Here is a 1,260-nt window from a genome sequence, read left to right on the forward strand (position 1 = left end):
ACCGTGCGCGCGATGAAGATGAATGGCGGCGTGGCCAAGGCCGATCTGGGTGCGGAAAATGTCGACGCGGTCAAATCGGGCTGCGCCAACCTCGGCCGTCACATCGAGAACGTCAAATCCTTTGGCGTGCCGGTTGTGGTGGGCATCAACCATTTTGTCACCGACACCGATGCCGAGGTGCAGGCGGTCAAGGATTACTGCTCTGCCCACGGGGTCGAGGCGGTTCTGTCGCGCCACTGGGAGCTGGGCTCGGAAGGCTCTGCTCCGCTGGCCGAGAAGGTTGTGGAAATCGTTGAAGGCGGCACGGCCAACTTTGCACCGATCTACCCTGACGAGATGCCGTTGTTCGAAAAGATCGAAACCATCGCCAAGCGCATCTACCGCGCGGATGAGGTTCTGGCCGACAACAAGATCCGCAACCAGCTGCGCGAATGGGAAGAGGCCGGATACGGCAACCTGCCGGTCTGTATGGCGAAAACCCAGTATTCGTTCTCGACCGATCCGACCCTGCGCGGTGCGCCTACCGGCCATTCGGTTCCGGTGCGCGAGGTGCGCCTGAGCGCGGGTGCGGGCTTTATCGTGGCGGTCTGCGGAGAGATCATGACCATGCCGGGCCTGCCGCGCAAACCGGCTGCGGAAACCATTTGTCTCAATGACGCAGGTGAGATCGAGGGCTTGTTCTAAGCCGCCGAATAAGACATCTCGTGGTCCGGAGAATGCTCCGGGCCACAAGGAGATCACAATGCCCACTCTGACACCGCCGCAAGACTGTGCAACGATGCAGGATCTGCGGGTTCAGATCGACCAGCTGGACCGCCAGCTGATCGACATGCTGGTTCGGCGCGCAGGCTATATCGACCGCGCGTCCGAGCTGAAGCCGGCTGAGGGCCTGCCGGCCCGCATTCCGAAACGGGTCGAAGATGTGGTGCAGAATGTTCGCGCCAGTTCTCAGGCGGCGGGGATGGACCCTGATCTGGCCGAGACGCTGTGGCGCATTCTGATTGACTGGTCGATTGCACGCGAGGAACGTGTGCTCGGCCCCGAGTAAAGACCGGGCGCGCTCAGCGCCCGTTTGGGTTTTGAAAGAAGGGATGACAGGATGGTAGCGCAGGTTATCGACGGCAAGGCGTTCGCGGCCAAGGTTCGCGCGCAGGTGGCTGATCAGGTCGCAAAGCTGAAAGAGGAAAACGGCATCACCCCCGGTCTGGCGGTGGTTCTGGTCGGTGAAGATCCGGCCAGCCAGGTTTATGTCCGCTCGAA

3 protein-coding genes are annotated in these 1,260 nt (G+C 61.6%); all 3 read left to right on the forward strand.

What is annotated here, in order from left to right; all coding sequences use genetic code 11:
- Positions 1–684, forward strand: a 684-nt coding sequence (locus AC2FD8_RS19690) for a formate--tetrahydrofolate ligase (protein WP_496858965.1), incomplete at its 5' end; no start/stop codon positions are given.
- 58 nt (positions 685–742) lie between these two features.
- The gene (locus tag AC2FD8_RS19695) at positions 743–1,048 is read left to right on the forward strand and encodes a chorismate mutase (RefSeq protein ID WP_496858966.1); all 306 of its coding nucleotides are present in this window, start codon (positions 743–745) and stop codon (positions 1,046–1,048) included.
- Between the two features lie 51 nt (positions 1,049–1,099).
- Positions 1,100–1,260, forward strand: a 161-nt coding sequence (locus AC2FD8_RS19700; RefSeq protein WP_496858968.1) for a tetrahydrofolate dehydrogenase/cyclohydrolase catalytic domain-containing protein, incomplete at its 3' end; no start/stop codon positions are given.

The sequence above is a fragment of the Ruegeria sp. YTSC192 genome, assembly GCF_059609705.1.